General features: G+C 65.8%; 24 protein-coding genes and 1 other annotated feature. Of the genes, 11 read left to right on the top strand and 13 right to left on the bottom strand.

The features are described 5' to 3' along the window. The first annotated feature begins 241 nt into the window (after positions 1-241). Positions 242-370 (top strand) — a sequence feature (AL1L pseudoknot). Beyond that, positions 278-1201: an IS3 family transposase gene (locus HLA91_RS11570; RefSeq protein WP_165883863.1), complete on the top strand. Its 924-nt coding sequence runs from the start codon at positions 278-280 to the stop codon at positions 1199-1201. It overlaps the preceding feature by 93 nt. A gap of 1140 nt (positions 1202-2341) precedes the next feature. Here the strand turns inward: HLA91_RS11570 and HLA91_RS11565 are convergent. The 5 genes from HLA91_RS11565 to ychF form a co-directional block, all read right to left on the bottom strand. Further along, the gene (locus HLA91_RS11565) at positions 2342-2662 is read right to left on the bottom strand and encodes a HigA family addiction module antitoxin (protein ID WP_170274791.1); all 321 of its coding nucleotides are present in this window, start codon (positions 2660-2662) and stop codon (positions 2342-2344) included. 56 nt (positions 2663-2718) lie between these two features. Next, positions 2719-3021 (bottom strand): HigA family addiction module antitoxin, encoded by a 303-nt coding sequence (locus HLA91_RS11560; protein ID WP_170274790.1) that lies wholly within the window; start codon positions 3019-3021, stop codon positions 2719-2721. Then, positions 3008-3289 carry a type II toxin-antitoxin system RelE/ParE family toxin gene (locus HLA91_RS11555; protein WP_170274789.1) on the bottom strand — a complete coding sequence of 94 codons (282 nt, stop codon included), beginning with the start codon at positions 3287-3289 and terminating at the stop codon, positions 3008-3010. The genes HLA91_RS11560 and HLA91_RS11555 overlap by 14 nt, the downstream gene beginning before the upstream one ends. A gap of 83 nt (positions 3290-3372) precedes the next feature. Continuing rightward, positions 3373-5160, bottom strand: coding sequence for a DUF262 domain-containing protein (locus HLA91_RS11550; RefSeq protein ID WP_170274788.1), 1788 nt, complete (start codon positions 5158-5160; stop codon positions 3373-3375). Positions 5161-5248: 88 nt separating this feature from the next. Continuing rightward, positions 5249-6352, bottom strand: coding sequence for a redox-regulated ATPase YchF (gene ychF / locus HLA91_RS11545; protein WP_170274787.1), 1104 nt, complete (start codon positions 6350-6352; stop codon positions 5249-5251). A gap of 120 nt (positions 6353-6472) precedes the next feature. Here ychF and HLA91_RS11540 point away from each other — a divergent pair, with 120 nt between their 5' ends. Beyond that, entirely contained in the window at positions 6473-7591 is a 1119-nt protein-coding gene (locus HLA91_RS11540) for a DNA recombination protein RmuC (protein WP_170274786.1), read from the top strand. A gap of 4 nt (positions 7592-7595) precedes the next feature. Here HLA91_RS11540 and HLA91_RS11535 read toward each other — a convergent pair whose 3' ends face one another. Then, positions 7596-8921 carry a hypothetical protein gene (locus HLA91_RS11535; RefSeq protein ID WP_170274785.1) on the bottom strand — a complete coding sequence of 442 codons (1326 nt, stop codon included), beginning with the start codon at positions 8919-8921 and terminating at the stop codon, positions 7596-7598. Positions 8922-9025: 104 nt separating this feature from the next. On the opposite strand from HLA91_RS11535, the gene HLA91_RS11530 reads away from it, so the two are divergent. Beyond that, positions 9026-10171: a serine/threonine protein kinase gene (locus tag HLA91_RS11530; RefSeq protein ID WP_170274784.1), complete on the top strand. Its 1146-nt coding sequence runs from the start codon at positions 9026-9028 to the stop codon at positions 10169-10171. Positions 10172-10189: 18 nt separating this feature from the next. Here HLA91_RS11530 and HLA91_RS11525 read toward each other — a convergent pair whose 3' ends face one another. Next, a complete protein-coding gene (locus HLA91_RS11525; RefSeq protein ID WP_165883271.1) occupies positions 10190-11278 on the bottom strand; it encodes a 4-hydroxy-3-methylbut-2-enyl diphosphate reductase in 1089 nt (362 codons plus the stop codon). A 109-nt stretch (positions 11279-11387) separates the two neighbouring features. On the opposite strand from HLA91_RS11525, the gene xseA reads away from it, so the two are divergent. After that, positions 11388-12692, top strand: a complete 1305-nt coding sequence (xseA, locus tag HLA91_RS11520; protein WP_170274783.1) for an exodeoxyribonuclease VII large subunit — start codon at positions 11388-11390, stop codon at positions 12690-12692. 58 nt (positions 12693-12750) lie between these two features. Further along, positions 12751-13008 (top strand): exodeoxyribonuclease VII small subunit, encoded by a 258-nt coding sequence (locus HLA91_RS11515; RefSeq protein ID WP_170274782.1) that lies wholly within the window; start codon positions 12751-12753, stop codon positions 13006-13008. A gap of 41 nt (positions 13009-13049) precedes the next feature. Here the strand turns inward: HLA91_RS11515 and HLA91_RS11510 are convergent, their stop codons facing one another. Then, positions 13050-13625, bottom strand: a complete 576-nt coding sequence (locus HLA91_RS11510) for a DUF4245 domain-containing protein (RefSeq protein ID WP_170274781.1) — start codon at positions 13623-13625, stop codon at positions 13050-13052. A 128-nt stretch (positions 13626-13753) separates the two neighbouring features. Here HLA91_RS11510 and glpX point away from each other — a divergent pair, with 128 nt between their 5' ends. The 3 genes from glpX (at position 13754) to HLA91_RS11495 (ending at position 17047) form a co-directional block, all read left to right on the top strand. Continuing rightward, positions 13754-14881 carry a class II fructose-bisphosphatase gene (gene glpX / locus HLA91_RS11505; RefSeq protein ID WP_170274780.1) on the top strand — a complete coding sequence of 376 codons (1128 nt, stop codon included), beginning with the start codon at positions 13754-13756 and terminating at the stop codon, positions 14879-14881. After that, positions 14881-15546 (top strand): carbonic anhydrase, encoded by a 666-nt coding sequence (locus HLA91_RS11500; RefSeq protein ID WP_170274779.1) that lies wholly within the window; start codon positions 14881-14883, stop codon positions 15544-15546. Before glpX ends, HLA91_RS11500 begins: the two co-directional genes overlap by 1 nt. Before the next feature lie 97 nt (positions 15547-15643). After that, positions 15644-17047, top strand: coding sequence for a class II fumarate hydratase (locus HLA91_RS11495; protein ID WP_170274778.1), 1404 nt, complete (start codon positions 15644-15646; stop codon positions 17045-17047). A gap of 92 nt (positions 17048-17139) precedes the next feature. On the opposite strand, the gene phoH2 is transcribed toward HLA91_RS11495, so the two are convergent. Both phoH2 and HLA91_RS11485 read right to left on the bottom strand, forming a co-directional pair. Then, positions 17140-18447: an RNA 5'-3' helicase PhoH2 gene (gene phoH2 / locus HLA91_RS11490; RefSeq protein ID WP_170274777.1), complete on the bottom strand. Its 1308-nt coding sequence runs from the start codon at positions 18445-18447 to the stop codon at positions 17140-17142. A gap of 227 nt (positions 18448-18674) precedes the next feature. After that, a complete protein-coding gene (locus tag HLA91_RS11485; protein ID WP_170274776.1) occupies positions 18675-19463 on the bottom strand; it encodes an isoprenyl transferase in 789 nt (262 codons plus the stop codon). Between the two features lie 162 nt (positions 19464-19625). Here HLA91_RS11485 and trhA point away from each other — a divergent pair, with 162 nt between their 5' ends. Beyond that, on the top strand, positions 19626-20456 hold the full coding sequence (gene trhA, locus HLA91_RS11480) for a PAQR family membrane homeostasis protein TrhA (RefSeq protein WP_311200545.1): 831 nt from the start codon (positions 19626-19628) through the stop codon (positions 20454-20456). A 114-nt stretch (positions 20457-20570) separates the two neighbouring features. Here the strand turns inward: trhA and HLA91_RS11475 are convergent, their stop codons facing one another. Beyond that, entirely contained in the window at positions 20571-20921 is a 351-nt protein-coding gene (locus tag HLA91_RS11475; protein ID WP_170274723.1) for a hypothetical protein, read from the bottom strand. Further along, positions 20921-21940 carry a mycothiol conjugate amidase Mca gene (gene mca / locus HLA91_RS11470; RefSeq protein ID WP_170274775.1) on the bottom strand — a complete coding sequence of 340 codons (1020 nt, stop codon included), beginning with the start codon at positions 21938-21940 and terminating at the stop codon, positions 20921-20923. Before mca ends, HLA91_RS11475 begins: the two co-directional genes overlap by 1 nt. Before the next feature lie 117 nt (positions 21941-22057). Between mca and HLA91_RS11465 the strand changes: the two genes are divergently transcribed. Together HLA91_RS11465 and greA are read left to right on the top strand one after the other, a co-directional pair. Continuing rightward, the gene (locus tag HLA91_RS11465) at positions 22058-22549 is read left to right on the top strand and encodes a DUF4307 domain-containing protein (protein WP_102162892.1); all 492 of its coding nucleotides are present in this window, start codon (positions 22058-22060) and stop codon (positions 22547-22549) included. Positions 22550-22680: 131 nt separating this feature from the next. Next, a complete protein-coding gene (greA, locus tag HLA91_RS11460; RefSeq protein ID WP_170274774.1) occupies positions 22681-23175 on the top strand; it encodes a transcription elongation factor GreA in 495 nt (164 codons plus the stop codon). 86 nt (positions 23176-23261) lie between these two features. Here greA and HLA91_RS11455 read toward each other — a convergent pair whose 3' ends face one another. After that, positions 23262-24704 carry an AI-2E family transporter gene (locus HLA91_RS11455; protein ID WP_170274773.1) on the bottom strand — a complete coding sequence of 481 codons (1443 nt, stop codon included), beginning with the start codon at positions 24702-24704 and terminating at the stop codon, positions 23262-23264. Between the last annotated feature and the right edge of the window lie 70 nt (positions 24705-24774).

Below are 24774 nucleotides of genomic sequence, written 5' to 3'. Positions count from 1 at the left end.
CCTATCACCAGAAGCGTCGGCAACGGCGCTTAGGTAAACTGACCCCGATCGAATACGAGCTGGTTCACCACAAGGCCGTCGCCCTGGCGGCATAAACCCCAGAGTCAACCAAACCTTCAGCAGTCCCGGACTCCGGTAAGGCCACACCGACTGAATCCGTGGATTTGGAAGCGGAGAATCGCCGTTTGCGGGCTGAGCTGGCCGAAGCGAAACGGGCCAACGAGATCTTGAAGAGAGCGTCGGCTTTCTTCGCGGCGGAGCTCGACCGCCCATCGAAGTGATTGTCGCCTTCATTGATGACAATCGTCACGAGTTCGGAGTCGAGCCAATCGTGCGCGCCCTGTCCGGGACTGCGGCACGGATTGCTGTGAGCTCGTATTACGCCTACAAGAAGCGTCAACCATCAGCCAGAGCCCGCCGGGACCAGGCGCTGATGGTGATCATCCAGGATGTCTATGAGGCGAACTATTCCTGTTATGGGGTGCGGAAGATGTGGAAGGCGATCAACCGCGAGTACGCCGATCAGTTCGGTCCGGTGGCCCGCTGCACGGTGGAGCGGTTGATGCGCCTGTTAGGCATCGACGGGATCCGACGCAGGAGGAAGCGCCCGAAGACGGCTTCGGCTAGGGCTGAGGAGTGTCCGGATGATCTTGTCGAGCGTGAGTTCGCGGCACCGGCACCCAATTGCTTATGGGTCGCGGACATCACCTATGTTCCGACGTCTGCTGGGTGGGTGTACACGACATTCATCCTCGATGTCTTCCACCGGGAGATCGTCGGCTGGCAGGTGACGAACCATATGCGAGAGTCCCTGGCCCGGGACGCACTCACCATGGCTCTGGCTGCGAAATACCGGGCCGGCGAAGACGTCTCCGGGCTCGTCCACCACTCGGATCGCGGGGTGCAATTCCGGTCGATTCGCTATGGCGAGACCCTGGCGGAGTCCAAGGTCGTGGCATCTGTGGGGTCGCGTGGGGACTCGTATGACAACGCCATGGCGGAGGCGCTGAACTCGGTCTACAAGGCCGAGCTTATCGACCGGAAAGCGTGGTCGGGGTTGATTGAGGTGATGGCGGAGACGTCGAAGTGGGTGGCTTGGTACAACCAGACCCGACTGCACTCAGCGATCGGGCACCGACCACCGTTCGAGGTCCATTCCGAATGGATCAACCAGTCCACGACAGAACTCGCGGCCGCTTAGGAAACCAAGAAAAGGAGCCTCTACGAAACCCGGGGCTTGACACTGCGTTCATTTTCAGAGCCTTGGTTCTGACCGGCTGATGAGGTCTATTTTGACCATGTGGAAAGAGACGGAAATCGCTCAGCCACGAACCCGATGTTGCTTGTGGCCAGTGAAATAGCCGCAGGCCCCATGAGCGGGTCCATGATGTTGCTGATCGCGTTGTATTCGGCGTCTCCCCGCAGGGCGGGAAATAGTAGCCATGGACAGTTGCCTCTGCGGCGCCGGCTCCCGTCGCTGCGATGCGTCGCGCCACGGCGGAGGCATAAAGGCCAATGAATAGGGCGATGCCGATAGAGCCGCCGATCTGCTGGACCATGTTGACGGTCGCTGAGGCGACGCCGACGTCGGCGAGGTCGACACCCGTCGTTGCCGTCGCGATTGCCGCTGTGAAGACTGTACCCATGCCGAAACCGACAAGGATCAGCGCGGGAAAGAGTACGGCGGTGTAAGACGAGTCCACTGCCAGCCCCTGGAGAAAGAGGAGGCCTGCGGTCGTGACCGCGGCACCGGAGATGATGACGACCTTCGCGCCCAACTTAGAGAGCAGTCAGCCACCGACCCAGCTGGAGGCAAGGGTCATCGTGAGTTTCAACCTCGACGCCGAGGGCGCGTTGGTACCACTCGGCAGTGGAACGGACGTCGGAGCAGTTTGAACACGAGGTGGTCTACCGCTGTGATCTCAACACCCACAGGACCTTCTGAGGGGTTTAGTCGAAGGGTGGGGTTCCCCGAGGACGTCATTGACCGCCCACTCGAGCGAGTCAAGAGCGTCTTCTCCCCCGCTGATGGCTTCGGCCTCGCAGTCATTCACTCGAATGAGCGCGGCCCCGCCGATGGGCACAACGCCCTCACCGTCAGAACCGTATTCTTCAACGATGCGCGCCCACGCAGTCCAGCGCGTTCGGCGTGATGACGCGCACTCGGACGCGGTAAGCAAGGTCTTGAGTCGTGTGCCGATCAAACCGGTCGTCGGACACTTTCCCGATCGTCATGGCTCAAGTATCAGACCGAGCAGCTGACACTGCAATGAGCATGATGACTCGCAGTTCTGGCAAAGCGACCACGACCATCGTCGAACGATCTCACTCGAACCTATCGTCAGGCAAGTTCAAGGGGTTTGGTCTCGGCAACCTGATCACGCAGCGCAAGACGCCCGCGCCTCAACTCGTAGTTCAACTGCAGGTTCATCCAGAATTCGTCGGAAGTCCTGAAGTATCGCGCCAAACGAATTGCAGTATCGGCAGTGATTCCACGCTTTCCGTGCACGATCTCATTGATTCGACGAGGCGGAACACCGATCGAGACGGCAAGCCTGTTCTGCGTGATTCCGAGCCCCTTGATGAAGTCCGCCATGAGGACCTCGCCCGGATGAATCGGCTCGATCACATCGGCTTCAGTGGTAGTCGCCAAGTTTGACATTCTCGGCACCTCCGTCAACTCCTCGATCTCGCCGAGTGGGATCGCCTGTTTCTTATTCAGGCAACTTCGATGGTTTGAATCTGCTCGATTTCGGGAAAGATCTTGTCTTCTGCCACATCAAGGTCGTACTGAGTCTGCAGCCCAAGCCAGAACTGCGGGCTTATACCAAAGAACTTCGCCAACCGAAGTGCAGTGTCAGCGGTGATCGCACGCTTACCATGGACGATCTCGTTGATCCTGCGAGGCGGAACTCCGATGGAGACGGCGAGCTTGTGCTGTGTAATACCCATGTCTTTAAGAAAGTCCTCCATGAGGACTTCTCCGGGATGAACCGGAGGGAGCTTGTCAGTGGTAGTCAACGATCTCAACCTCCTCTGGCCCAGCAACGGTCCACCGAAAGCAAATCCGCCACTGGTCGTTGATACGGATACTGTGCTGACCCGCGCGATCGCCCTTAAGTGTTTCGAGACGGTTACCTGGCGGAATCCGCAAATCTTCGAGACTCTGCGCGTAACCGAGCTGGCGCAGTTTCCTCAACGCCACTGAGTGGATTCGGGAATCGATTGAACGCGCCCGCTCTCGATTCCAAAGTCGCTCGGTGTCCTTGTCGGCGAATGACTGGATCACAACTTAACCATACCCACCAATAACGCACAGCGTCAATAACGCTACACGTTAAACCTGAACTCAACCGCGTCACCATTGATACTTTATCTGACAATGGCCAGTGGGAAGCGCTGTATCACCCGTTCCGCCAATTCTTCGGTGCGATTCTCGATGTCATTAGGGGTCCAAGACTCCCTCGTGGCCAGGTCAGCGTTCAGTGACAGGCCGTTTCGATAGCCGATACGCCTGCCCTTCGAGTCCTGGCGGTCGCGCTTCTCAAGGAAAGACTTGTTGCTGAGGTTGCTGTTATACGCGGTAATGGTGAGGTTGCCGAGCCTATGCTTGTGCTCCTCCTGAACCTGGGCAGCGACCTCCTCACCCCCGAGCATCTCCTGCCACTCAGCCGGAAGGTTCTCGCCCTGCGGGAGGATGTGCTCGATCGTCCAAACGAAACGGTTCTTTTCCTGGCGCCACAGGTCGATGCGCGTCTCCTTGGTCATGGCGTCCTCGGCCAGCGTCGCGAGGACGAACCGGGCGACGTCGCTGTTCTCCTCGTAGATTCGCCCCAGGAGGCGGGTGCGGAACTCCTCGTCGGACACTGAGGCCGCACTTAGCTTCTCCTCGACGATCACCACCACCTCGTCACCTCGGGCATCACCCACAGCGTCGATGGTCGTCATAAACAGCTTCGCCAGTGCATACGTCTGCGGGTATCCCGTTAGGTTGCGTCGGACAAAGAAGCTCGTGAGGCGGTCTACGACCGTCTCGATGTGTGCATCTGTCAGAGCCAGATCGGACTGCTTCGATATCAGCCACATGAGGAGCACGTAGGACGGCGCGCCCTGAGCGCGCATCAGGCGCTGGAACGACCTGTCAAGGGTTGTCGGCTGATCGAGTTCAACGACGCAGTTGATTCGCCCGTAGATCTTGCTCGCCGTCACCAGCGAATCGACGACGCGTTTGAGGCCCTGCTCGAGAATCTTCTCGTAGACCCTGATCAGGTTGGACTTCGTGGCGACCGAGGCGTTTGAGACTTCGGGCAGCTCTGACTTGAACGCGTTGTAGTACTGGCGGAGGAAGCGCTCCTGGGTGGAGTAGCTGTCACCGAGGCTGGTCAGCATGTCGTTCCAGTGTTTGAACGCCTCGTCGACGTCCATGATCTGCTTCTTCTCCGACTCGGCGAGAAGGTGGTTCTTGATCAGGTCCACCGGCGAGAGGGGCATCCCGCGGTTGTTCAGGGACTCGAACAGCACGAAGGCGTCGGCGTGGTTGGCCACCTCAATCTTCACGATCACCGCCTGTAGGGCCGCCTCATGCACCCGCAGGGCCGCCTCCGGCTGTGTGATCTCCTCAGTCTCGGCGAGCCTCTGGATCGCGGAGCGGAAGTAGCGGTAGCACTTGGCAATCCTGCGGCTGGGGAAGTACGGCTTCCATTCTCCCTCCACCGGCAAGCCGGCTTCCTCGAGCACCTTGCGGAAGTCGGAGAGGTTGTGGCCCTGTTTCTGCGGTGTCACCCTCGGCTGCTGGTCTGCTTTCCGCACCAACTGCCGACCGAGGTTGATGACGTCCGTTCGTGTGTCCTCGTCGAGATCGTCGAAGTGTTCCTTGAGTACCGAATAGACGGCGGCCAACAACAAGGTGAGCGTCGTCAGTCGCTGCTGCCCATCGATGACCTGCAGGATGTTGCCCTCGAGCGTGTCCGTGGTCTGGTCGAGCGTGATGATGGTGCCCAGGAAGTGCGCGCCCTCGGCCTCGATGAGATCTTCGAACAGGTCTTCCCAGTGGGACTTATACCAGGAGTACTCGCGCTGGTAGGGCGGGATCCGGTAAAGCACGTTGCCTTCGTGACTGAACAGCGTGTGCACCGGATACTGGTTGGCAGATTTGATCATCGAGGAGCCCCCAGCTCACACGCCCATATGTGGCTGACCTCTCCGTCGATGAAGTTGCGGACCCTGGCGTGCAGGTTGCGTGATTTTGTCACTTTTTACCTCCAGACGTTAGCCCAGTTCGGAACTCGACGACGTCGCCGTCGGCCATGACATAGTCCTTGCCCTCCATGCGCACCTTGCCGGCCGCGCGCGCTTCGGCCATCGAACCGAGCGCATCGAGGTCCTCGAAGGAGACGATCTCAGCCTTGATGAAGCCCTTCTGGAAATCAGTGTGGATGACGCCGGCGGCCTCGGGCGCGGTCCAACCCTTGCGGATCGTCCACGCGCGCGCCTCCTTCGGCCCGGCAGTCAGGTAGGTCTGCAGACCGAGCGTGTTGAAGCCGACGCGGGCGAGCTGGTCGAGGCCGGCCTCGTCCTGTCCGCTCATCTCGAGCATCTCTGCGGCTTCCTCGTCGTCGAGCTCCGCGAGCTCGGACTCGAACTTCGCATCGAGGAAGATCGCTTCGACCGGGGCGACGAGTGCGCGCATCTCGTCCTTCTTCGCCTCATCGGCCAGCACATCGTCATCGACGTTGAAGACGTAGAGGAACGGTTTGGTCGTCATGAGCTGCAGCTCGCGCAGCGGCGCGGCGTCGAACCCATCGGCCTGCATCGCCTGGTAGAGGGTGCGCCCTTCCTCCAGGATCCCGTGTGCCCCCTGCATCGCGGCCAGCACCTCGGGTTCAGCCCGCTTCTGCTTGACCTCCTTCTCGATGCGCGGCAGCGCCTTCTCCAGGGTCTGCAGGTCAGCGAGGATGAGCTCGGTGTTGATCGTGTCGATGTCATCAGCCGGGTTGACCTTGCCGTCAACGTGGACGACGTCGGAATCACTGAATCCGCGGATCACCTGGCAGATCGCGTCGGCTTCGCGGATGTTGGCCAGGAACTGGTTGCCCAGTCCCTCACCCTCCGAGGCGCCGCGGACGATGCCGGCGATGTCGACGAAGTTCACCGTTGCCGGCAGGATCTTCGCTGAGCCGAAGATCTCGGCCAGCCGGGTCAGCCGCTCGTCGGGCAGTTCGACGACGCCGATGTTCGGCTCGATCGTCGCGAACGGGTAGTTCGCTGCCAGCACCTGGTTCTTGGTCAATGCATTGAACATGGTCGACTTGCCGACATTGGGCAGTCCGACGATTCCGATAGTTAAAGCCACGATCCCCCAGTGTAGCCGCTGGCCTGGGTGCCAGCATGCCGGCCAGTCCCCCGTGCCCGAGGCGGTGGCCGGCAGCCGTGACCGGGCACCGTTGTCCGTGGCTCCTGGTTGACTGTGAGCATGGATGCACCCACGATCTTCATCACCGTCCTCGTCCTCCTCATCGGAGCGGTCGCAGGCTTCTTCCTCGGTGCGACAGTGGCGCGTTCGCGCATGGCAGCAGCCCTCGCGCAGGCGCAGACGGCTGAGCGGCTGCACTCCGAGCGCGTCCAGGCCCTGGAGGCCGATGCCGGGATGACGCATGAGCTCGCCGAACTCATGGGTCCCTTGGCCGCCCAGGTGAATCGCCTGCACAGCGATGTCACCGGCTTCGAGCGCGAGCGCACCGACCAGTTCGCCCGTCTCGATGCCCGGCTCGGGCATATGAGCCAGGTCGATGCGCAGCTGCAGGCCTCGACGTCGAACCTGCTGACCGCGCTCAATGCCTCAGGCACCCGCGGGTCGTGGGGTGAGCTGCAGCTCACACGCGTCGTCGAGGCCGCCGGGATGCTCGAACACGTCGACTTCGACTCCCAGGTCACCGTCCAGGGCCGCAACGGCGAGCGGTTGCGCCCGGATATGGTCGTCCATCTCCCCGGTGACCGGCAGATCGTCATCGACGCCAAGGCCCCGCTCGACCCCGGCCAGGACACCAGTGCCGGCAACGGCTCCGGTCCGGCAGGACGGCTGCGCTCCCACATCCGCACGCTGGCCTCGAAGGCATACTGGAACGCCTTCGAACAGACACCGGACTTCGTTGTCTGCTTCGTCCCGAATGAGGGCGCGCTCTCAGCGGCACTGCAGGAGGACCCGCGGTTGTTCGATGAGGCTTTCGCCGTCGACGTCATCCCGGCTTCCCCGGCCACCCTTGTCGCTCTGCTGCGCACAGTCGCTCTTGGCTGGCGTCAGTACGAGCTCGCCCGCTCAGCACGTGAGCTGCTGGCCACCGCGCAGGAGCTGCATGGGCGCATCGGCACGATGGCCGGTCATATCGTGCAGCTGGGCAAGTCGATGAATCGCAGTGTGGAGGACTACAACCGGTTCGTCGGCTCTGTTGAGAGCCGCCTGCTCGTCACCGCCCGCCGGCTGACCGACATGGGCGCCGGCGCCACGGAGATCCCCGTCGCCGAACCGCTCGATGCCTATGCCCGCAGTCTGACGGCACCCGAGTTCCAGGAGGTGCAGCGACGGGACACGTGACAGGTCAGCGACGGGCGCGGCGGATGGCCAGAATCGCAAGCAGCCCGGCGATCGCGAGGAACACCGAACCCAGGCCCAGACCGCCGATGCGCACCCACGTCCCGAGCTCCATGCCCAGGTAGGACGGGGCTGCCCCGGCGCCTTCCACCTCGGGCGCGGAGTCGAAGGGCTCGCCTTGGGACTCCCAGGACAGGCGCACCTGGTGCGTTCCCGTGGCAGGGGCGTCGATGAGGGGTGGCTCGATGGTGACGACAATGTAGTAGTCGCCTGCGATCGAGGAGGCCTTGGCGTCGTCGAACTCGACGAACTCGTGGCGCGGGTTGACCGGGTAGCGGGTCGTGAGCGCAGTCGTGCCGCCGCTGTCGGCGATCGAGATGGAGGCATCCGTGCCGGTGCCGTTGGTATCGGGCATATCCGAGGCTGGTGCACCTTCATCACCGGGCCGGGCGACTGCGACCGGGCGCAGGTTCGGGTCGAAGACCCGCAGGGTGAGCGTGTGGTCTGCCGGGCTGGCAGCGCGGGCGCGCAGGCTCAGCTGCTGGCCGGTCGACAGCGGGGCGCGGAAGAACAGCGGCCGGCCGACCTCGGCGTCGACGATGGCGTCGGCTTCGGTGAGTTCGGTGGCGGTGTTGAAGCTCCAGCCGGGACTGAGCGTTTCGGCCTCTCCGCGGGATTCGGGAAGGAACTCAGCGAGCGCCGGATTCTCCTCGGGTTCAGGCAGCTGCGACCAAACAGTCGCTGCCTGGCGCACGTACTGCAGCTCCAGCGGCAGGGTCTGAGGCAGCCCGTCATAGGTCTCGGACCAGGCGACGGAGACGATGAAGCTGCCGCCGCGCTGGAAGCAGGAGTCGTTGGGGTTGTTGCCATCGAGCACTCCAGTGCTGATGGACACCGACACCGGGCCGGTCTCATTGCCGGAGACCCGGCTGCTCTGGCTGACCGAGCAGGACGGGTCCGCCGGCGCGGCAACCGTGATCTCCAGCTCCGCAGCACCGAAGGCGTCGCTGCCTGCGTCCTCGGGCCGGAGCATGCTCGCTGACACATAACCGGACTGGCCGTCTTCGAGGCTGATCCGGTAGGTGCTGGCCGGATGGTTCTCCCCGAAGTCCACGTCTTCGTAGCTGATCTCATCGGCGTAGCTGCCCGGTTCGATCTCAGCGGCATCATCGACACTGTTGCCGCCGGTGACCTCGGTGCCGCCGGGCTCACCACGCTCAGTGGCGAGCGCCGGGGCCGGCAGGGTCGTCCCGCCTGCCAGGGCGAGCACGGCGACGAGGCCGGCGCTGGCGATGCCTGCTGCCAGCCGCTGTGCCAGCGGTGCGCGTGTCATGCCTGTCCCCTACTCGGTGCTCCTGGCGGCAGGTGTCCGTCGTCTCAGCTGGCGCCCTGAGCAGGACACGACTGGCCGGCCGGGTTCTGGCTACAGTAGGCACCATGAGTGACACTATCGCAGGCCGGTTCACGCTGCTCGATCCCATCGCCAGCGGTGGTTCGGGCACTGTGTGGATCGCCCGCGATGAGCGCTTCGGCAATCTGTGCGCGGCCAAGGTGCTGCGCCAGCGCGATTCGGGTGACCTGCTGCGCTTCGTGCGCGAGAACACGGTGCGCCTGAATCATCCGCACGTGCTCGCCCCGTATGCGTGGGCGGCTGAGGATGCCCACGTCGTCATCGCGATGCCGCTGGTGACCGGCGGGACGCTGGCTGACATCCTGCGCTCGGGGCGCCGGTTCTCAGCTGCAGCCACGGCCGAGGCGGTCCGCCAGATCCTCGACGGACTCACCGCCGTGCATGCCGCCGGCTGGATCCACCGTGACATCAAACCGGCGAACATCATGATCGATGCTGAGCAGCCGGATCTGCACCTGCTGCTCGCCGACTTCGGCATCGCCGTCGACACGAACGCCCCGCGCCTGACGCAGTCGGGCATCGTCCACGGCACGCCGGGCTTCGTCGCCCCGGAGATCATGATGGGCGGGGACATCTCCCCTGCTCAGGATGTGTGGGCGACCGGGCAGATCGGCAAGCGGATGCTCGGGATGGACGATGACGCCGTCGCCGAGGCGGTGCGCGCCAGCGCTGATCCGCTCACCCAGGGCCTCGTCCACCTGCTCGATGACCTCACTGCCGCTGATGCCCGCAAGCGGCCGAGTCCGGAGATCGCGGCGGCAGCACTCAGCCGGCTGGGTCTGCGCGGGCCGTTCCATTTCGCTGATGGCACGCCGTGGCATCCGCAGCGTGAGATCGCTTCACCGGCCCTTCCCCAGGATCCGGCACCCACACTCATTCTCGTGCCCCAGGCCGATCCGACGCAGGTCGACTTCCGGCGCTCCCCTTCAGGTGGGCCACCGCAGCCGGGCAGCCAGCCGGGCAGTCAGCCCGCTGCGCAGGCAGCGCACGCGGCTCCGGTGCTCGGCAGCGGCCCCGCCCCGGGATTCGCACCGACGCAGGTCGATCAGGTGCGCCCAGACAGAGGCGAGCGGAAGCCTGCCAAGGGGCTGGCCGCCTCGGCGGCGGTGTTCGCGTTCATCGGTGCGCTGCTCATCCTCGTGGGGATCTTCGCACCGGGCTATCTCGGCTGAGCCGAGGGCGCAGACGGGTCAGACGATCTCGTGCTGGCGGTCAGCGCCGTCGCGCTTGTTCGAGGTCTTCTGTCCGGCGGCCTTGAGGTCCTTGCGCAGCTCGCGCGGCAGCGAGAACATCAGGTCCTCCTCTGCGGTGCGGACCTCGTCGACCTCGCCGTAGCCGTATTCGGCCAGGAGCTTGAGCACGTCCTCGACCAGTGTCTCCGGAACCGAGGCGCCGGAGGTGACGCCGACGGTGGCGACGTCGTTGAACCACTCCTCGTCGACCTCGCGGGCGAAGTCGACGCGGTAGGCGGCCTTCGCGCCGTGCTCGAGGGCGACTTCGACAAGACGCACGGAGTTCGAGGAGTTCGCCGAGCCGACGACGATGACGAGGTCAGCGTCCGGGGCGATCTTCTTGACCGCGACCTGGCGGTTCTGGGTGGCGTAGCAGATGTCGTCGCTCGGGGGCGCGATGAGCTGCGGGAAGCGCTCCTTGAGGATGTCGACGGTCTCCATCGTCTCGTCGACGCTGAGCGTGGTCTGCGAGATCCACACCATCTTGTCCGATTCCGGGATGTCGAGGGTGCGGGCCTCCTCGGGATTCTGGATGAGGGTGATGTGATCAGGTGCCTCGCCCATCGTGCCCTCGACCTCTTCGTGCCCGGCGTGGCCGACGAGCAGGATCGAGTAGCCGTCGCGGGCGAACCGGATCGCCTCGCGGTGGACCTTGGTCACCAGTGGGCAGGTCGCATCGATGGTGTCGAGGCTGCGTTCGGCGGCCTCAGCGTGGACCTGCGGGGACACGCCGTGAGCGGAGAACACGACACGCGCGCCCTCGGGCACCTCGGAGGTCTCGTCAACGAAGATCGCGCCGCGTTCGGCGAGCGTGTCGACGACGTGGCGGTTGTGCACGATCTCCTTGCGCACGTAGATCGGGGCACCGTAGTGCTCGAGGGCGCGTTCGACGGCGATGACGGCGCGATCGACGCCGGCGCAGTAGCCGCGCGGGGCGGCCAGCAGCACCTTCTTCTCGCCTGCCGGCTGGCGGATCTCAGACGGATCCTTGCGCACACGAGGAACGGACGGGACCGGGAGATTCACTGCAGTAGTCACGTCTCCCATGGTAGGCGGCTTGGCTGAACACCACCACAAAGGCCGCACTGCCCTTCACCTGAGGCGGTGTCCGTCCCTCCCGTTAGACTGCACAGCAGTACATGGAAGGAGTCCCGGCGTGGCACAGCGGATCAGCGGCACCCCCGGCACCCTCGGCCAGAAACCGATCGAGGAGCTGCCGCGCAAGGCAGCCGAGACGACCCCGGACAACCCGTGGCCGCTCAGCCTGCTCAGCCGCAACATCAAGAGCTACATCGACCGGATGTCGGCGGTGTGGATCGAGGCGCAGGTCATCGAGTTCAACCGCCGCGGCAAGGCCAGCTACCTCACCCTGCGCGACACCGATGAGGAGATGTCGCTGCCGGTCCAGGTGTTCAGCAACGTCCTCGACCGGGTCGAGACACCCCTGAGCGAGGGCTCGCGCGTCGTCGTCAACGTCAAGGCCGACTTCTGGCTCAAGGCCGGACGGATGATGATGCGCGCCAATGACATCAGGCCCGTCGGCCTCGGTGAGCTGCTCGCCCGGCTGGAGAAGCTGCGCCGCACCCTGGCTGAGGAGGGGCTCTTCGACCCGGACCTCAAGCAGCCGTTGCCGTTCCTGCCGAACCGGATCGGGCTCATCACCGGCCGCAATTCCGATGCGGAGAAGGACGTGGTACGCAACGCCCACCTGCGCTGGCCGGCTGCCGAGTTCGAGATCCGCAACACCGCAGTCCAGGGCCCGGACGCGGTCCCGCAGGTGCGTGCCGCCCTGGCTGAGCTCGATGCCGACCCGGCTGTCGATGTCATCGTCATCGCCCGCGGCGGCGGCAGCCTGGAGGATCTGCTGCCGTTTTCGAACGAGTCGCTCATCCGCGCCGTGTTCGCCGCCCGCACCCCAGTGGTCTCCGCGATCGGGCATGAGGCCGACCGGCCGATCCTCGACGATGTCGCCGATCTGCGCGCCTCCACCCCGACCGACGCGGCCAAGCGCCTGGTGCCCGATATCCACGAAGAGCGCATGGACTTACTCCAGGCGCGCGCCAGCCTCGACGGCGCGCTCGACCGCCTGCTGCGCAGCGAGCAGGCAGGGCTCGACAGTGTCCGCTCCCGGCCGGTCATGGCCCAGCCGATGACGATGGTGAGTGCGCGTGAGGAGGAGCTCACGGCCCTCATCACCCGCGCCCGGCAGGCCCAGCGCAGCGCCCTGACCCATGGCGCCGCCCAAGTCGAGCACCTGCGCGCCCAGGTGCGCGCGCTCTCACCTTTGAGCACCCTGGAGCGCGGCTACGCCGTCGTGCAGACCGCAGACGGTTCGGCTGTGCGTGATGCCGCTGAGCTATCCACCGGCGACGGCGTCCATGTGCGCCTGGCCCGCGGCCGCTTCGACGCCGATGTCACCACCATCCACGCAGACGCACCCGGACCCGACACCCTCGACTGAGATGACCCTCGTGCGGCAGACCGCACCCTGACTGACGAAGCATCCTGAAAGGACCGCAATGGCAGAGAAGAAGACGACCACCGCAGAGGCCACCGCCGAGCACCTCGACGTTTCCGGGCTGTCCTATGAGCAGGCGCGCGAAGAGCTCGTCACCACGGTGCGCTCACTGGAAGCGGGAAACCTGCCGCTGGAGGAGTCGCTGCGACTGTGGGAGCGCGGAGAAGCGCTGGCCGATCACTGCCAGGCGTGGCTCGATGGAGCCCGCAAGAAGCTGGAGCAGGCACAGGCCGCCCGTGAGGAGAAAGCCGAGGAATAAGCCCCGGCTGCTCGGGAAGATCCCGGACTGGTCTGGGTAAGTCAGCCCTGCTTGCCGGCCTGTTCGACGGCCTGCTTGGCGAAGAACTCATACGTCTGCGGATCGGCACGGCCGATGAGCACCGCGGTGCTGCCATCGAGCTGGCCGACCATCGCCTGCTTGCCGTCAGACCCGTCATAGGAGGTGAAGGTGACACCGTCGATGTCATTGGTGCTGACCTCGACGAAGTCATCGAGCTCTGATTCCACCCAGCGCTCGTCGCCATCGGCCTGGCGCAGGGTCATCCAGCCCCGCTGCGGTCCGACCGAGGAGAGGTACCAGGTGTCATAGGCAGGTGCACCCATCGGCTTGAACATCGCCTCATTGGCCACCCAGCCCTCTGGCAGCTTCGGCACGACGACAGGGAACTCAGCACGAGTCTTGACCGATTCGGCGATCGTCTCGTAGTCGACTTCGCGTTCGAACTGACCCTCTTTGGGCTCGGGCACGAATGCCAGGCCGATGAGAACGACGGCGAGGCAGGCCCCGAGCGCAATGACCATATTGACCCAGTTCGAACTGAGCTTGAGAGCCCGGACGTTCTCGCTGCGGGGTGGTTGCGTCTGTTGCTGTGTCACTGCCTCACCTGATGTCGAACACGATTGTCAGCCGATCCATTGTCCCCCGGCCCGCGCCCGGGGACAAAACCGCAGACAGCCCGTTACCCGCGCCTTCTGTGCGCGGCCACTAATGGCACAATGAAGACATGACTGAGACCCCGTCTGAGAATCCGACAGAGGAAAAAGCCCACCACTCCGGAGGCCGGGCAGAGACCCCGCCGGTGGCTGTGACCGATGAATGGTCCCGCCGGCTCCAGCAGGATGAGGGCGGCCCCGACCGCAACCTCGCCCTTGAGCTCGTCCGCGTCACCGAGGCAGCCGCTCTCGCTGCCGCCCCGTGGGTGGGCCGCGGGGACAAGAACGCAGCCGACGGTGCAGCCGTGGCCGCGATGCGCAATGTCATCTCCACCGTCTCGATGACCGGCACCGTCGTCATCGGCGAGGGCGAGAAGGACGAAGCGCCGATGCTCTACAACGGCGAACCCGTCGGCAGCGGCCGGGGGCCGCGCGTCGATGTCGCCGTCGACCCGATCGACGGCACCACCCTGACCGCCAAGGGCATGCCGAATGCCATCTCCGTCATGGCCGTCAGCGAAGGCGGAGCCATGTACGACCCGTCTGCCGTCTTCTACATGGAGAAGCTCGTCACCGGACCTGAGGCCGCTGACTTCGTTGACCTGCGCCTGCCGGTGGCCGAGAACATCCGCCGTGTGGCCAAGGCCAAGGGCAAAGGCAAGGACAACTCCTCGGTCACCGTCGTCATCCTCGACCGGCCCCGCCACGAGCGCCTCATCGAAGAGGTCCGCCAGGCAGGCGCGCGCATCCGCCTCATCAGCGACGGCGACGTCGCCGGCGCCATCGCCGCCTCCCGCCCGGGCACCGGCATCGACATGCTCATGGGCATCGGCGGCACCCCCGAGGGCATCATCACCGCGTGTGCGATCAAGGCGATGGGAGGTGTCATCCAGGGCCGCCTGTGGCCGCAGTCCGAACAGGAGCGGCAGAACGCCGTCGCCGCCGGCCTCGACCCCGATGCGGTGCTCAACACCGACGAGCTCGTCACCGGTGACAACACCTACTTCGTCGCCACCGGCATCACCGAAGGCGACCTGCTCGACGGTGTGCGCTACACCGGCCAGCACGTGCTGACCCACTCACTCGTCATGCGCTCACGCTCCGGCACCGTGCGCACCGTCAACGCCGAGCACAAGATGGCGAAGATGGACTCCTACGTGGAGGCCGCCGAAGAGGCAGCACGCCGGGGGCTGGTCTGATGCCCCAGAGCGAATACAACTCACCGGCCGCCGCGTTCCTCAGACTCATGGACGGCAACGAGCGCTTCGTTGCCGGCACCCCGCAGCACCCGAATCAGGACGTTGTGCGCCGTGAGGACCTCAAGACCGCCCAGGCGCCGTTCGCCACCCTGTTCGGGTGCTCGGACTCGCGTGTGGCCGCCGAGATGATCTTCGACGTCGGTCTCGGCGACATGTTCGTCGTGCGCACCGCCGGCCAGGTCACCGACTCGGTCACCCTCGGCAGCCTCGAATACGGCGTCGAAGTCCTCGGCACTCCCCTGCTCGTCGTACTCGGTCACGACAACTGCGGGGCGATCACCGCCACGATCGAGTCCTTCGACTCAGGGCAGACCCCAGACGGGTTCATCTCCGATGTCGTCGCCCGCCTGCTGCCCGCCGTCGTCCACGCCCGCGCGGCCGGGCGCACCGACGTCAACAGCACGGTTGCGCAGAACACCGTCGACACCGTCAAGCGCCTCTACCAGCGCTCGGCGATCCTGCGCACCGCCGTCGAAGAGGGCCGGCTCGTCATGCTCGGCCTGACCTACCACCTCGCCGACGGACGGGTGAAAGTCGTCAGCCGCATGGGGTCCCATCCCCCGCGCATCCCGCGCGCCGACCCTGCCCACGCCGACAACCAGTAACCGCCAGCATTCTGCACCTGCCGCCGCCCGGGCGCCCACCGCCTCGGGAACGGCCGACCAGCCCCGCCCAGGGGCGCACATGAGACAAGGAGACACGATGGCACAAGAGTTCCGCATCGAACACGACACCATGGGTGAGGTCAAGGTTCCCGCCGACGCCCTCTACCGCGCCCAGACCCAGCGGGCAGTGGAGAACTTCCCGATCTCGGGCAAGACGCTTGAGCGCCAGCACATCGCCGCCCTGGCGCAGGTGAAGAAGGCCGCCGCGCGCGCCAACGAGGAGCTCGACGTCCTCGACGCGACCCGCTCGAAGGCCATCCAGGCCGCTGCCGATGAGGTCATCGCAGGCGACCATGACGACCACTTCCCCATCGACGTGTTCCAGACCGGTTCGGGCACCTCATCGAACATGAACACCAACGAGGTGCTCGCCACCCTGGCGACGAATGCGCTCAAGGGCGACGGGGTCGAGGTCCACCCCAACGACCACGTCAACGCCTCGCAGTCCTCCAACGACGTCTTCCCCACCTCCGTCCACGTCGCTGTAACCTCCGCTCTGGTCCACGAACTCAAGCCGGCGATGGAGAAGCTCGCCGCGAGCATCGAGGCCAAGGCGAAGGAGTTCAAGGACATCGTCAAGTCCGGCCGCACCCACCTCATGGACGCCACCCCGGTGACCCTGGGCCAGGAGTTCGGCGGCTATGCGGCGCAGGTGCGCTACGGCATCGAGCGCATCGAGGCCTCACTGCCGCGCGTGGCCGAGGTCCCGCAGGGCGGCACCGCCGTGGGCACTGGCATCAACACCCCCGACGGGTTCTCCTCGCGGGTCGTCGAGCTGCTGGCTGAGCAGACCGGCCTGCCGATCACCGAGGCGCGCAACCACTTCGAGGCCCAGGCCAACCGCGACGGGCTCGTCGAGGTCTCCGGTCAGCTGCGCACGATCGCCTACTCCTACATGAAGATCAACAACGATCTGCGCTGGATGGGCTCGGGGCCGAACACCGGCCTGGGCGAGCTGCACATCCCGGACCTGCAGCCCGGTTCGTCGATCATGCCCGGCAAGGTCAACCCGGTCATCTGCGAAGCCGCGATCCAGGCGATGGCCCAGGTCATCGGCAACGACACGACCGTTGCCCTGTCGAGCACCAACGGTGCCTTCGAGCTCAACGTCGGCATCCCGGTCATGGCCGCCAACCTGCTCGAGTCGATCCGCCTCATCGCCAACATCTCGACCGTCATGGCCGAGAAGATGATCGACGGGCTGACCGCCAACGAAGAGCGCTGCCGGTTCCTCGCCGAGGCCTCCCCGTCGATCGTGACCCCGCTGAACAAGGTCATCGGCTACGAGGCCGCCGCCAAGATCGCCAAGCACGCCGTGGCCAACAAGATGACCGTCAAGGAGGCCACCATCGACCTCGGCTTCGTCAAGGACGGTTCGATCAGCGAAGAGGACCTCGACAAGGCGCTTGACGTCTCGACGATGATCGGCTCCTACACCTGAGCCGGGAACCCGCATCCACCTGACACAAACGCGGGCCCGTCTTCCACCGCAATCAGCGGTAGGAGACGGGCCCTCGCGTTCGGGTGTGTCGCTCAGGCGACGTAGGAGTCCTCCAGGACTCCGGTGACGAGGTCGGCGATCGCCGAGCGCTCAGCGCGGGTGAGCGTGATGTGGCCGAAGAGCGGGTGGCCCTTGAGCTGCTCGATGACTGCGGCGATGCCGTCATGGCGGCCGACGCGCAGGTTGTCGCGCTGGGCGACGTCGTGGGTGAGGACGACACGGGAGTTCTGCCCGATGCGTGAGAGCACGGTCAGCAGCACCGTGCGCTCCAGCGACTGCGCCTCATCGACGATGACGAATGCGTCGTGCAGCGACCGGCCGCGGATGTGCGTCAGCGGCAGGATCTCCAGCATGCCGCGGTCGATGACCTCGTCGATGACGTGCTTGGAGACAAGCGCCCCGAGCGTGTCGAAGACCGCCTCGGCCCACGGATTCATCTTCTCCGCCTCGGCGCCGGGCAGGTAGCCGAGGTTCTGCCCGCCGACGGCATACAGCGGCCTGAAGACCATGATCTTCTTATGCGTGCGCTCCTCCATCACCGACTGCAGACCGGCCATGAGCGCCATCGCCGACTTGCCCGTCCCGGCCCGGCCGCCCAGCGACACGATCCCGACATCGGGGTCAAGCAGCATGTCCAAGGCGATGCGCTGCTCAGCCGAACGGCCGTGCAGACCGAAGGCATCGCGGTCACCGCGGACGAGCTTGACGGTGTTCGGCGCAGAGACCCGCCCGAGCCCGGATCCGCGCGGTGAGGAGATGACAAGCCCGGTGTTGACGATCTCGTCGGCGACCGCGTCGGTGTGCACGACGCCGGAGTCGAACAGCTCGTTCATCTGCGCTTCGTCAAGATCGAGCGTGCTCAGCCCGGTGAACCCGGATTCGGTGGCCTGCTCGGCAAGGTACTCCTCGGTCTTGAGCCCGACCGCTGCGGCTTTGACGCGCATCGGCACGTCCTTGGTGATGACGATGACGTCATCGCCTTCGGCCTGCAGGTTCCGGGCGACGGCGAGGATGCGGGTGTCGTTCTCGGTGCGGTCGAAGCCCACCGGCATCGTCGAGGCGTCGATGTGGTTGAGCTCGACCCGGATCGATCCGCCGTCATCGCCGATCGGCAGCGGTTCGTCGAGGCGCCCGAAGTCCTCGCGCAGCTCATCGAGGACGCTGAGCGCGCGCCGGGCAGTGACACCGAGTTCGGGGTGATGGCGCTTGGCCTCGAGCTCGCTGACGACGATGAGCGGAATCACCACCTCGTGCTCGGCGAACCGCATCATTGCGTGCGGGTCAGACAGCAGGACCGACGTGTCGAGCACGTACGTGTGGGTGTCGCTTATCTCGGCCATGGGGCTCCCCTATGCATCGTGTGCCGAAGTGCCCCAGCTCAATCCTTCCCCGACGAGTCGAACACTCCGGGTTGGTGTCAGCCAACTGGTTCCAATCTATGAACCCGATGCCGCTGATGTGCGCTCCGACACTCGGACGTCTCATGATACGGAGGTGAATCTCAGATGAATCCACCTGCCGGGTGTCGCCACCGAGCCCGAGGCGGTGGTTGGCCCGGCGTGGAAGCTCAGCGCCCGAAGCGCCGGTTGCGGTTGCCGTAGGCGCGCACGGCGCGCAGGAAGTCGGTGCGGCGGAAGTCGGGCCAGTAGGCCTCGCAGAAGTAGAACTCCGAGTACGCCGACTGCCACATCATGAAGCCCGACAGCCGCTGTTCGCCTGAGGAGCGGATGATGAGGTCGGGGTCCGGCTGGCCCTTGGTGTAGAGGTGCTTGGAGATCTCCTCTTCGCTCAGCGCCTCGATGATCTCCTCGATGCTCTCCCCTGCTGCGGCGTGTTCGCGCAGCAGGCACTTGACGGCGTTGACGATCTCCTGCCGGCCACCGTAGCCGACGGCGACGTTGACGGTCATGCGCTTGTCGCGGCCCTCGGCGTTTGAGCGCTCCTGCGCGTCGGCCAGGCGGGTGCGCAGGGGTTCGGGGATGGTGGCGAGGTCGCCGACGAGCTGGACGGATACGCTCGGCTTGCCGGCGATCTGGTCGACGAGGTCGGAGATGATCTCGGTCAGCGCCGCGACCTCGTCGGCAGACCGGGCGAGGTTCTCCTTCGAGAGCACGTAGAGAGTGACGACCTCGACGCCGAGCTCTTCGCACCAGCCGAGGAATTCGACGATCTTGCCTGCGCCCATCCGGTGTCCGTCAGCGGTGGTCTTGCCGAACTCCTTGGCCCAGCGTCGGTTGCCGTCGGTGATGACCCCGACGTGACGCGGGATCGCGGCAGCGTCATCGCCGTGCTCGAGCTGCCGTTTGACCCGGCGGTCGTACAGGCGGTAGAGCCACCCGAGCGGGGATCCGGCCATCGACTCTCCTGAGGTGTTGCGTGGGGTCAGCTGCCCGCAGTCGGGGCAGCGCGGCGGTGTCTGACAGGCACCCCCGCGTGCCACCAGCATAACTGTCTGCCCGCGCCGCCCTCGCCTGCTCCCGCCCGGCGAATTCCCAACCGCGGGAACTATCATTGAGGCATGACGTCACGCCTTGCCGAACCTGACCAGCCGCACCACGATGCTGGGGCGCGCCGTCATGCATCGAAGCGCACAGCCCAGCCGACCAGTCTCGACCCGAGCCACCCGATGTCACGGGCCTACCGGCTCGCCCTCTCCCGTCGCGGCCGCGCGCTGCGCCACGAACTGGGCAAGCTCGCCGGCCAGGTGCGCCCGTCGTGGCGCGGCTGGATCCACGCAGGCGCCTTCCCGCTCGCCGTGCTCGGCGGACTGACGCTGGTCATCATCTCCCCGACGATCGTCTCGCGCTTAGGCGGAGCGATCTTCGCACTCACCGGCATGATGCTCTTCGGCACCTCAGCGCTCTACCATCGCGGCCGTTGGCGGATGCGCATCCGCCTGATCCTGCGCCGCATCGACCACGCCAACATCTTCCTCATCATCGCCGGCACCTACACGCCCTTGGCGATTCTGACCCTGGAGACCCGCCAATGGGTGCTCCTGCTGTCGATCATGTGGTCCGGTGCGCTCATCGGCGTGCTGTTCAGGGTGCTGTGGACGACGGCCCCGCGCTGGCTGTTCGTGCCGGTCTACATCGGCATCGGCGTCGCCGGCATCGGCTACATCCCGGCGATCTGGGAGCACAACCTGGCCGTCGGCATCCTCATCGTCTCCGGCGGCCTGTGCTACATCGCCGGGGCGATCATCTACGCACTCAAGCGGCCGAACCCGCTGCCGCACATTTTCGGCTTCCACGAGATCTTCCACACCTTCACGGTGCTCGGCTTCGGCAGCCACCTGGCCGCCCTGCTCATCGCCGCGGTCAACGCCAGCCCCGAACTGCACAGCTGAACAGCCGCTGATGCGAGGTCACGCACCCGCTGCCGAGGCGCGGGTCCCGTTCCCGAGGTGCGGGTCCCGTTCCCGAGGTGGGCTCTGGCGCCGGGGGCACGGGCGGAGTTCAGGTCAGGGGCGTGACGTGTCCTCGCCGGGCATCTCTGCTCCCGGCTCTGCGGTGCCGGTCTCACCGGCGGCCGGCTCCTCGGTGACGAAGGAGTCATTGGCCTCTGCGGTATGGGTCTCCGGCTGGTAGCGGCGCTTCTGGTCCGTGGCCATCGGGATCGGGTACGCGTCCACGGCCCGGTCCTTGGCACGCACCCGGCGCACGCGGCGCAGCGCATCGCGGATGAGAAAGATCGTCACGACTGCCAGGGCGAAGACCGCCAGGAAGCCGATCGTGCCCGGGGTGACGATCGAGGGATCCGGGTAGCGGACGTCCTCGGTCGGGGCGGGGCTGGCAGCCAGCAGCATGAGCATCAGACGTTCTCCTTCTCAGCCGGGGTCTGCCCGGCACTGGGCACCGCTGCGCGGGTTTCGACGTAGGGCTCCAGCAGTCCCGCATCCGGGATGCGGCGGCCGTCGTCGCGGGTGACACCTGCGAACAGGTCGGATTCGAGGAAGTCGCTGCCGCGGTCCAGCGGCTCGCGGCCGGTGTTGTCGATGGCGAGTTCGAACTCCTCGGTCGGCCAGAAGGTCTTGGCGATCTTCCGGGCCTCGGAGAAGAAGCCGCCCTTCGGGTCGATCTGGGTGGCATGCGACAGCAGCGCCCGGTCCGAGCGCTCCAGCATCTGCCCGCATGCGATCCGGGCGGTCAGCCAGCTGTTGCGCTCCCCATCGCGGGAGCGGTACTTCTCCAGCATGTCCGCAAACGGCGAATCATGACCCTCGGCGGTCATCTTCTCGTGGATGGCCAGCCACTTCCGCGGCGAGAGGTCCATGTTGTAGTAGACCTTCTGCACCTGCCACGGCTCCCCGAGCTCGGGGTTGACCGCCGCGTCGGCGGCCTGCTCGACAGCAGTCATCGACACGATGTGGTTCTTGATGTGGTCCGGATGCGGGTAGCCGCCCCGCTCGTCATAGGTGGTGAGCACGTGCGGGCGGAAGCTGCGGATGAGGTGCACGAGCGGACGGGCCGCAACATCGGTGGGCACCTGATAGAACGACCCGTGCGGAGTCTCGGTGGCCGGGTCGCCTTCGGGCAGGCCGGAGTCGACGAACCCGATCCAGCGGTGCTCAGCACCCAGCTCCTCGGCGGCGGCGGCCATCTCATCGCGGCGCAGCCCGGCGATGTCGCGGCGGGCGGCCGGGCTGTTGAGCAGGGCGGGGTTGAGGATGTCGCCGGCTTCACCGCCGGTCATCGTCGCGATCATCACCCGGGCGCCGAGCGAGGTGTACAGCGCGGTGGTGGCAGCGCCCTTCGATGACTCATCATCGGGATGCGCGTGCACGGCGAGCATGCGCAGGCCGTGGAAGGGCCGACCGGACGAAACGGACATAGACGTGGGAACCTCTCACAGGACAGCCCGGGGCACTGCCGCGGGCAGGGTGCGGACTAGACTATAGGTTAGTAGCCCTGACCGCTCGGGACGAATCCGGCCGCCAGAAAGGACCGCATGCCCCAGGACCACCGAGGCACCGGCAGCCCAGCCGGCGCCGTCGGCCGCCGCACCGCCGTCGCCGACCGCTACGGTTCCCGTTCACGCCTGCCGCACAACGGCACTCACGCGGCCACCGCCTCGGGCCGGGGGAAGCGGCCGTGGATCATCGCCGCACTGGCCGCAGCGCTCGTCATCATGATCGGCCTGGCCGCCTGGTTCGCCTTCGCCCCGGCCCGTGTGCCCGACACGCCGAAGACCGTCAGCTACGACGTCGTCGACGCCTCCCTGACCGTCACCCGGTTCTCGATCGTGCCCGATGAGTCCCGTGACATCGAATGCGCAGTCCAGGCGACGAACCTGCAGGAAGCGGTCGTCGGGTTCCGCGAGGTGACCATCCCGGCACGCGCCGGGACCTCGACCTCGGAGCCGGTGCAGCTCGACGTCGATATTCGCACAACCCAGCTTGCTGCCAGCGGACACGTGGAATCCTGCTGGTATGTGAGTTAAAATAGGCAGTCAATCTGATTCCCGGTCACCTGCGGGTGTCCGGGAATTCTCATTGTCCGGTGCCCGGTTGGGCACGCATCCGCCGCTGACGGCATCCGGTTCGTCTGCGGCATCGTGTTGAGGAGATGAATATGACCGAGGAGACCACAGCCGAAGAGACCTGGCTCAGCCAGGAGGCATTCGACCGGCTGACGGAGGAGCTCGAGCACCTCAGCGGGCCCGGTCGCGCCGAGATCGCCGAGCGCATCGAAGCTGCCCGCGATGAGGGCGACCTGCGCGAGAACGGCGGTTACCACGCCGCTCGCGAGGAGCAGGGCAAGAACGAGGCCCGCATCCGCCAGCTCGAGCACCTGCTGCGCCATGCCAAGGTCGGCGAGGCCGACACCGACACGACGAAGGTGGCCCCCGGCAAGATCGTCGTCGTGAAGATGAACGGCAAGGAGATGCGCTTCCTGCTCGGCTCACGCGAGATCGCGATGGACGACTCGATCAACGTCTTCTCCGAGCAGTCCCCGCTCGGCGCTGCCGTCAACGGCTGCAAGGTCGGTGACGAGGCCACCTACGAAGCGCCCAACGGCAAGGAGATGACCGTCAAGGTCACCGGTGTGGAGGCCTACACCGGCTGAGCCACCCCGGCTGATGCAAAGGGGCGGGCCCGCATGCAGCGGGCCCGCCCCTTCTTCATGTCCGCAGCCGTGCCGCGCCGGGAGGCTCAGTCGTCGGTGCGCCGCTCATTGCCCGCGCCCGAGGCGGTCGACCCGTTGGCCTGGCCGGAGGGCTCGGCGGTCTCGGTCGGGTCGCCCTCGGAGACGTCGGGAGCCAGCGGCGAATCTTCTTCGTCGTGTTCGAGCTGCGGGGAGGTCCTGCCGTCCTCATCGTCGGGTTGGTGTTCCTGTTTGGCCTTGCCGTCTTTGGCGTAGACGTCTTCTCCTGCGAGGTAGAGGACGATCGTGTTGAGCACGGCGATGACCGGCACGGCGAAGAGCGCCCCGACGATGCCGTACAGGGCCGCACCGGCGGCCACCGCGAGCACGACGGCCAGCGGGTGGACGGAGACGGCCTTGCCCATGATGAACGGCTGGAGCACATTGCCCTCCAGCTGCTGGACGGCCAGCACGACGAGCGTCATGATGATCGCCGCGACCAGGCCCTTGGAGACGAGTGCGACGATGACGGCGATGATGCCGGTCACGACCGCACCGACGATCGGCACGAAGGAGCCGAGGAAGACGAGCACCGTGAGCGGGAAGACGAGCGGGATGCCGATGAAGAAGGCACCGATGCCGATGCCGATCGCGTCGACGCCGGCGACGATCACCTGCACCCGGACGTACTGCACGAGCGACTGCCAGCCGCGCAGGCCGGCGCCCTCAGCGCGGCCGCGGGCGCGGCGCGGGAGCATCCCAATGAACCAGGAGAAGATCTTGCGGCCGTCGTAGAGGAAGAAGAAGGCGGTGAACAGGGTGAGGATGAGGCCGGTGAAGAAGCTGCCGACCGACATCGCGGCACCGGCGACGCCGCCGAGGATCTGGCCGGAGCGCTCTTCGAGCATCGCCATGCCCTTGTTCAGGGTGTCGTCGATGGCCACAGAGATCCGCGAGGAGTCGATGCCGAACGGGTTGTGCTGCAGCCAGTCGGCGATCGCGCGGATACCGGCCACGACCTGCCCGGTCAGCTCGCCCATGCCGACGACGATCTGCTGGCCGACAAGCGTCAGCAGGCCGAGCACCAGGACGATGAAGCCGACGAACGTGACACCAGCTGCCGCCCCGCGCTTCCAGCCGTGGCGCATGAGGAAGTTCGACAACGGCGAGATGAGTGCGGTGATGAGCAGCGCGATGAGGGCTGGCAGCAGGATGACGGAGATCTTCGACAGCAGCCAGTAGGCGACGCCGATCGCGGCCAGCACGATGAGGAACCGCCACGACCAGGCGGCGGCCAGGCGCATCGGCAGAGACACGAACGGCTCGTACGCTCCGCGCCCCTTCTCCTCCTCGGTGGGCTCGTGGGCTGGCACCTCGATGTAGGCGGGGACAGGCGGCGACGCGGTGAAGGACCCCGTCGGGGTCTGCGCGGCCTGCTCGCGGCGGGACCGGAATCCCTGCCAGGCGTTGCGCAGCCGCCCGGGGATGCGTTGCTGAGAGTTCTCTGGCATGAGGCCAGCTTAGCGCTTCACCAGCTGAATCAGCGCGCATCTGGGCCGAAGTTCTGCCATCGGTTCGAGG

The organism is Brevibacterium luteolum (assembly GCF_013004595.1).
GTDB classification, from domain to species: Bacteria; Actinomycetota; Actinomycetes; order Actinomycetales; family Brevibacteriaceae; genus Brevibacterium; species Brevibacterium luteolum.
This window is presented reverse-complemented; position numbering and strand designations above follow the sequence as displayed.